This is a genomic window from Streptomyces sp. HSW2009 (genome assembly GCF_040240285.1).
Classification (GTDB): Bacteria; Actinomycetota; Actinomycetes; order Streptomycetales; family Streptomycetaceae; genus Streptomyces.
The window spans coordinates 1-7323 of record NZ_JBEHZD010000414.1; the positions used below are offsets into that span (position 1 = coordinate 1).

At 70.1% G+C, this 7323-nt stretch carries 4 protein-coding genes; all 4 read right to left on the reverse strand.

Going from position 1 to position 7323, the window contains the following annotated elements; translation table 11 throughout:
• A partial coding sequence (gene ispG / locus AAHZ94_RS24885) for a flavodoxin-dependent (E)-4-hydroxy-3-methylbut-2-enyl-diphosphate synthase (protein ID WP_349995364.1) occupies positions 1–767 on the reverse strand: 767 nt, incomplete at its 3' end.
• 909 nt (positions 768–1676) lie between these two features.
• Positions 1677–2978 (reverse strand): M50 family metallopeptidase, encoded by a 1302-nt coding sequence (locus AAHZ94_RS24890; protein ID WP_349995366.1) that lies wholly within the window; start codon positions 2976–2978, stop codon positions 1677–1679.
• Complete coding sequence (dxr, locus tag AAHZ94_RS24895; RefSeq protein ID WP_349995368.1) at positions 2975–4264, reverse strand: 1-deoxy-D-xylulose-5-phosphate reductoisomerase; 1290 nt, start codon at positions 4262–4264, stop codon at positions 2975–2977. The genes AAHZ94_RS24890 and dxr overlap by 4 nt, the downstream gene beginning before the upstream one ends.
• A 967-nt stretch (positions 4265–5231) precedes the next feature.
• The gene (locus AAHZ94_RS24900) at positions 5232–6692 is read right to left on the reverse strand and encodes an aldehyde dehydrogenase family protein (RefSeq protein WP_349995370.1); all 1461 of its coding nucleotides are present in this window, start codon (positions 6690–6692) and stop codon (positions 5232–5234) included.
• Positions 6693–7323 lie beyond the last annotated feature (631 nt).

Here is a 7323-nt window from a genome sequence, read left to right on the forward strand (position 1 = left end):
TCCACCGGCGGCGCCGACAACGACACCCGAATCGTGTCGCCGATCCCCTCCGCCAACAACGCACCGAACGCCACCGCAGACTTGATCGTCCCCTGAAAAGCAGGACCCGCCTCCGTCACACCCAAATGCAACGGATAGTCACACTGCGCAGCCAACTGCCGGTACGCATTCACCATCACCACCGGATCGTTGTGCTTCACCGAGATCTTGATGTCCCGGAAACCATGCTCCTCAAAAAGCGAGCACTCCCACAACGCCGACTCCACCAACGCCTCAGGCGTCGCCTTCCCGTACTTCGCCAACAACCGCTTGTCCAACGACCCCGCGTTGACCCCGATACGAATCGGCACCCCCGCATCGGAAGCCGCCTTCGCGATCTCCTTCACCTTGTCGTCGAACTGCCGGATGTTCCCCGGATTCACCCGCACCGCAGCACACCCGGCATCAATCGCCGCGAACACGTACTTCGGCTGGAAGTGAATATCCGCAATCACCGGAATCTGCGACTTCTTCGCAATCGCCGACAAGGCCTCCGCATCATCCTGCGAAGGACACGCCACCCGCACGATCTGACAACCCGACGCCGTGAGCTGCGCAATCTGCTGCAACGTCGCATTCACATCAGCAGTCAACGTCGTCGTCATCGACTGCACCGACACCGGAGCGTCACCACCGACGGGCACCGAGCCCACCTGAATCTGACGACTGACCCTACGGTCAGCAAGCTTGGTCGGAACGGACGGCATTCCAAGCGAAATCGCTGTCATCTGGCGAGCAACCCCAAGGTGTGTAACGAGGTCCCGAGATCGGCGGGCTCCAGTCTTCGAGATTACGGCACCTGGAGCGGCCCCGGCGCACCCAGCCTCTAACCTCACACGATCGGCGATAGCCGGGCGAGGACGCCTCGCCCGATCTTCGCTCGTTCGTGGCCGCGTCGTCGACCAGCCGCAAGACGCACTCGCTAGCTCCCCTACGCCACATCCGTCGGCTATCGGGGCCGGAACCGGATATCTTGCGGCCAACCCCGCCCGGGCGGCAAACCGCAGCCCGATCGAGCCTGCACACGGGGCGAGTCGCGGACGGCGGCGGCGGAGGCGCCTCGTACCCGGCCCCGTATCGGCTCCGCCCAGCAGCGCCGCAGACACCACAGGGCACCGGACGCGGTCGGGAGGCGGGCCCACGCGGTCAGCGTACGGCTGACTACAGCGCGTACGGGCAGGTCCACCGCCCCGTGCTCCGTGCTCCGTGCTCCGTGCTCCGTGCTCCGTGCTCCGAGGAGGATCGTTGGGCAGCCCCTATCGCCTTCCCCCTGTGCCGCTCCGTGCAGGGCCACACAGCACGCTCCTGAGGCGTAGTACCGGACGGCGAGGGAGGGGGAGGGGGCCGCGGCTCAGCGACCGAGGGAAAGGGGCAGAGGGACAGGGCAGCAGAGCGCAGCCGGGCCGGAGCGGAGAAACGGCGCGCGTGTAAGGCCCAAGACGTGCGGCCCCGCACCCTGCCGGCCCCCGGGAGGGGCAACAGGCACGAGGCCGTTCCGGCACTGTACGGCCACAGGCCACAGCGGGCAGGGGCGCGGTGCACAGCGGTGTGGCGAGAACTCAGAACGCCCCGGTGCGGCACGGTGCGGTGGTACGGGGCCGGCCCGCCCCACCGTTCGTGCCACCCGGGGCGCGCGGCTAGGTGATCCGTACCGGGTTCACCACGTCGGCGATGAGCACCAGCAGCGTGAAGCAGATGAAGATCCCCGCGACGACGTACGCGACCGGCATGAGCTTGGCGACGTCGAAGGGGCCGGGGTCGGGCCGGCGGAAGACGCGCGCCGTCTTGCGGCGCAGGGACTCCCACAGGGCGCCGGCGATGTGCCCGCCGTCCAGCGGCAGCAGGGGCAGCATGTTGAACAGGAACAGCGAGAGGTTGAACCCGGCCACCAGGAAGAGCATCGTGGCGATCTGCTGCTCCGGCGGGATGTCGAGGTTGAAGACCTCGCCGCCGACCCGCGCCGCCCCCACCACGCCCATCGGGGAGTCGGGCTCGCGCTCGGCGTCGCCGAACGCCGCGTTCCACAGGTCCGGGATCTTGGACGGGAGCGCGATCAGCGACTCGACGCCGGACTCCACCATGTCGCCCATGCGGTCGACGGACTCGCCGAAGGACTGCTGCACGACACCGGTCGCGGGCGCGAAGCCCAGGAACCCAGCGGTGACGTACTCGCCCTTCACGTAGCCGCCGTCGCCGTCCGACTTGGCGACCTTGTTCTTGATGAGGTTGGCGGTCAGCGTCTTGTGCGCACCGTCCCGCTCCACGGTGATCGTCGCCGGCCCCGTGGTGTCGCGGATGTCACGCTGGAGGGTCTGCCAGTCCGGCGTCGGCTGACCGTTGAACGCCACGATCTTGTCACCGGGCTTGAGGCCCGCCGCCTTCGCCGGCGAGTCCTTGGCGTCCTTCGTGCAGGTGTCGGTGTTGGCCGAGGCCGGAATCACACACTCGGAGACGGAGCCGACGGTGGTGGTCTGCGTGTTGATGCCGAAGGTCATCATGACCCCGATGAAGATCACCACCGCGAGCACCAGGTTCATGAACGGCCCGGCGAACATGACGATCACGCGTTTCCACGGCTTGCGCGTGTAGAACAGCCGCTCCTCGTCGCCCGGCTTGAGTTCCTCGTACGCGGCCGACCTGGCGTCCTCGACCATGCCGCGCCAGGGCGACGTGGAGCGCGCCGTGACCCGCCCGTCGTCGCCCGGGGGGAACATGCCGATCATCCGGATGTAGCCGCCGAGCGGGACGGCCTTGACGCCGTACTCGGTCTCGCCCTTCTTGCGGGAGAAGATCGTCGGCCCGAAGCCGACCATGTACTCCGGCACCCGGATGCCGAACAGCTTGGCCGTCGACAGGTGGCCGAGTTCATGCCAGGCGATGGAGAAGAGCAGACCGACGACGAAGACGATTATTCCGAGGATCGTCATCCAGGTCGTCATGCGCGTACCTCCGATGTTGCCTTCGCCGCCCGTGCGGCCAGTTCCCGCGCGCGGGCGCGCGCCCAGGTCTCCGCTTCCAGGACGTCTGCCACCGAGAGCGAGGTTCCATCATGGCCCTTTTTCACGGTGCCTGAGGCCAGTCCCTCGGTGACCACGGCGGCCACCGTGTCCACGATGCCGGTGAAGGGCAGTTGTTCGGCCAAGAACGCGTCCACGCACTCCTCGTTGGCGGCGTTGAAGACGGCGGGCGCGGTGCCGCCCAGATCACCGACGTGTCGGGCCAGCGAGACGGCGGGGAAGGCCTCCGTGTCGAGCGGGAAGAACTCCCACGACGACGCCTTCGTCCAGTCGCAGCCGGGCGCCGCGTCCGGCACCCGGTTCGGCCAGCCCAGTCCGAGCGCGATCGGCATGCGCATGTCGGGCGGGCTGACCTGCGCGAGCGTGGAGCCGTCCGTGAACTCGACCATGGAGTGCACGTACGACTGCGGGTGGACGACGACCTCGATCCGGTCGAAGGGGATGTCGAAGAGCAGGTGCGCCTCGATGACCTCAAGGCCCTTGTTGACCAAAGTGGCCGAATTGATGGTGACGACGGGGCCCATGTCCCAGGTGGGGTGGGCGAGCGCCTGGCGCGGCGTCACGGAGCTCAGCTCGGACCTGCTCCGTCCGCGGAACGGGCCGCCGCTGGCCGTGACGATCAGCTTGCGCACCTCGGCCCGGGTGCCGCCCATCAGCGCCTGGAAGAGCGCCGAGTGCTCGGAGTCGACGGGAACGATCTGCCCCGGCTTGGCCACAGCCTTGACCAACGGGCCGCCGACGATCAACGACTCCTTGTTCGCGAGGATCAGTACGCGGCCGGCCTCCAGGGCTGCCAGCGTCGGCGCCAGGCCGATGGAGCCCGTGATGCCGTTCAGCACCGAGTGGCACGGCGTACCCGCCAGCTCCGTGGCCGCGCCGGGGCCCGCAAGGATCTCCGGCAGCGGCTCGGCCCCGTACCGCTCCGACAGCGCGGCACGGAGCGCGGGCACCACGTCCTCCCGGGCCACGGCAACCGTGCCCACCCGCAACTGGTGCGCCTGCTCCGCCAGCAACTCCACCCGGCCGCCCGCGGCGGACAGCCCCGTGACGCGGAAGCGGTCGGGGTTGCGCAGCACGACGTCGATGGCCTGGGTCCCGATCGAACCCGTCGAACCGAGGATCACGAGAGAACGCGGAGCGTCCGGATCTGCTGAGGCACCGGCGGCAGCGACGAAGGGCTGATGCGGCGTGGCAAGGGAGTCCGTCATTCCCCCATTGTGGCTGCTCGACACGACCAATTGGGCGCCGCACCCCTAGTAGGACTCTGCCATGGCAGCAGACCGGAAACACCGGGGGCTTACGGGCGCCCCGTGGGCCGCTCCGGCGCGGCACCGCGGACCGCTCACAGGGCCGCGTATGGGGTGGGCGGGACTGGGCAGCGGGGTGAGGTCGTTGGGGCAGCTCTGGCTTGGCCGTACGGGCCGGCGCCAGCGGGGCCGTGAGGGCGGGGCTGGACGGGGCGAGGCTGCTGAGGGGGCGCCTGCGGGCTACACGGAGGGAACATGACGCGGGAGGGAGGCTACGCCGGCCCCGTGCCCCGTGCCCCGTGCCCCGTGCCCCGTGCCCCGTGCCCCGTGCCCCCGGCAAGGATCGACGCCCCGCGCCAGCAAAGGCGAACCCGTACTCCGCACCTCGCGCGCGGGGCTGCGCCGCCCGCTCCGTGCTCCGTGCTCCGTGCTCCGTGCTCCGTGCTCCGTGCTCCGTGCTCCGTGCTCCGTGCTCCGTGCTCCGTGCTCCCGGGGATGATCCGCTGTCTGGGACTCCGTACGTCTCGCGTGTGTACGGGGCGGGGCGCGGGTGTCGGGGGCCGAGAGGTGCCCACCGGGTGGGGTCTGAAGCTGGGCCGAGGAGACGGCACAGCGCTGTGGCACGGGCCGCGGGCTCGACTGCTTGGGGTTCCTGGGGTTGTGGCGGGCGATGGCTCAGTACGGGCCGTGCTGGGCCGGAGCCGGTCGTGCGGTCAGTGACTGCGCGCACCGGGCGGTACGAACCTCATGGCGGGCGTTGTGGGCGGCGCCGGCGGACGGAGCGGGTGAGCGTGGGCGGCTCCGGCCGGCGCGGGCGGCCAGAGAGCACGCCGGACGGGGCCCCGTGGCACCGTGTCGGCTCTGCTCCGGCTCTGTCTTCTGTGTCGTCCGCCCCGTCCGGGGCTACGGGGCAGGTGCCCCGTAGCCGTTACAGGTCGATGCCGGTGAAGACCAGAACGCGCTCGTAGGTGTAGTCGTCCATGGCGTAGCGCACCCCTTCGCGCCCGACGCCGGACTGCTTGGCGCCGCCATAGGGCATCTGGTCGGCGCGGTAGGACGGTACGTCGCCGATGATCACGCCACCGACCTCCAGGGCACGGTGCGCGCGGAACGCGGCGCGGGTGTCGTGGGTGAAGACGCCGGCCTGGAGGCCGTACTTGGAGTTGTTCACGGCCGCGAAGGCGGCTTCCTCGCCCTCGACCCGCTGGAGGGTGAGCACGGGGCCGAACACCTCCTCGTGGGCGAGGGTCGCGCCGGCCGGGACGTCAGCAAGGACGGTAGGCGCGTAGGAGGCTCCGTCGCGCTTGCCGCCGGCCAGCAGGGTCGCCCCGCCCCGTACGGCTTCCTCGACCCACGATTCGACGCGCTTGGCCGCGTCCTCGTTGACCAACGGTCCGACTTCGGTGGCGGCGTCCGAGGGATCACCGGTGACCTGTGCTTCGACGGCCGCCACGATCCTGGGCACCAGGCGCTCGTACACCGACGCGTCGGCGATCACCCGCTGGACGGAGATGCAGGACTGGCCGCCCTGGTAGTTGGAGAACGTCGCGATGCGGGTCGCCGCCCAGTCGAGGTCCGCATCGGAGGAGAAGTCGGGGAGCACTACGGCCGCCCCGTTGCCGCCGAGTTCCAGCGTGCAGTGCTTGCGGGGCACCGAGTCCATGATGGCGTAGCCGACCTTGTCGGAGCCGGTGAAGGAGATGACCGGAAGCCGTTCGTCCTGCACGAGCGCGGGCATGCGGTCGTTCGGCACCGGGAGCACCGACCAGGCGCCCGCCGGGAGGTCGGTCTCGGCCAGCAACTCGCCAAGGATCAACCCCGAAAGCGGAGTGGCGGGCGCCGGCTTCAGGATGATCGGCGCGCCGACAGCGATGGCTGGGGCGATCTTGTGCGCACAGAGGTTGAGCGGGAAGTTGAACGGGGCGATGCCGAGCACCGTGCCCCGCGGGAATCGGCGCGTGCGCGCCAGCCGCCCGGCCCCGCCGGCGTCGGTGTCCAGGCGCTGGGCCTCTCCGCCGTTGAACCGCCGGGCCTCCTCCGCCGCGAAACGGAACACGGAGATCGCACGGCCGACCTCGCCACGGGCCCACTTGATGGGCTTGCCGTTCTCCGCCGAGATCAGTTGGGCGATCTCCTCCGTGCGCTCCGCGAGGCGCTTCGTCACGTGGTCCAGCGCTGCCGCCCGCACGTGCGCCGGGGTGGCGGCGAACTCGGCCTGCACCGCCACGGAAGCGGCCACGGCCTCCTCGATCTGGGCATCGGTGGGAACGCTCACGGTGCCCACGAGGCGGTTGTCCCAGGGGGAGGTGACGTCGAAGGTCTCGTCGCCGGTCGCCGCGCGGCCAGCGATCCAGAAAGCGTGAGTGGCAGATTCTTGAGTGACTGACACAGCGAATCCCGGCCCTTCCGAAGTGGTGGAGATGGTGCGGTGCGTGGTCGCGAAACGGTGCAGGACAGCCGACGGAGCGGGCCCGGGCACCGCCACTGGCAGCACGCACACGCTCTCCCCGACCAAGCGACCGGAGCTGCGTCCCGCCCCTGGCCGGAGCCGCCCAGTTCTGCTCTGGACACCCACCGGAGTACTGGCACACATTCGCTGCCCCCACCGTAGGGGCGAGGTCGCCACGCGGCGTTTATCCGCCCCGTAGCACTGCTCACGCGCTCCAGGCCGGATTGGCACGTGCGGATCACGGCTCCGTGCCGCCTTCCCCTGCGCTTTCGCCCGTACTTTGGTCCACGCTGTGCGGGGATGCCGGCGGCCGGGCTCGCGCCTACGCCCGACGATCTGCCCCGCGCCAGCCTCGCGCGCGGAGGTCAGCGGTACGGGGTGGGCAACACACGGAGCACGGAGCGGCGGAACCTCGCGCACGGGGCACGCATGGCCAGGGCACCGCTGTGGGACACCAGAGGCGACCGGTACGGAGCGGACGTCCGACCCGCCGTCGCACGGAGCACGGAGCACGGAGCACGGAGCACGGAGCACGGAGCACGGAGCACGGAGCACGGAGCACGGAGCACGG

Coding starts and splice junctions, on each gene's coding strand:
- AAHZ94_RS24890 (WP_349995366.1), bottom strand. CDS start 2,978: ATGACGACCTGGATGACGATCCTCGGAATAATCGTCTTCGTCGTCGGT.
- dxr (WP_349995368.1), bottom strand. CDS start 4,264: ATGACGGACTCCCTTGCCACGCCGCATCAGCCCTTCGTCGCTGCCGCC.